Genomic DNA, 201 nt, shown 5'->3' on the forward strand with positions numbered 1-201 from the left:
GGGAAAATTGGAGCGGCACACGAGGTTCGAACTCGTGACCTCAACCTTGGCAAGGTTGCGCTCTACCAGCTGAGCTAGTGCCGCTTCATAGGTCTGAAGCAAAAATATGCTGCTTCATAAGTGCTCTGAGTGAGATTCAAACGTTGAGCTAAACGAGTGAAAATTTGGAGCGGCACACGAGGTTCGAACTCGTGACCTCAA

The 201-nt window shown here is 49.8% G+C and carries 1 tRNA gene; it reads right to left on the reverse strand.

The annotated features are described in order from the left end of the window. Nucleotides 1-8 precede the first annotated feature (8 nt). Nucleotides 9-84: transfer RNA gene (locus C2M35_RS15300), tRNA-Gly, on the reverse strand. Nucleotides 85-201 lie beyond the last annotated feature (117 nt).

It is taken from the genome of Pseudoalteromonas sp. T1lg76 (assembly GCF_002964725.1).
Taxonomy (GTDB): domain Bacteria; phylum Pseudomonadota; class Gammaproteobacteria; order Enterobacterales; family Alteromonadaceae; genus Pseudoalteromonas.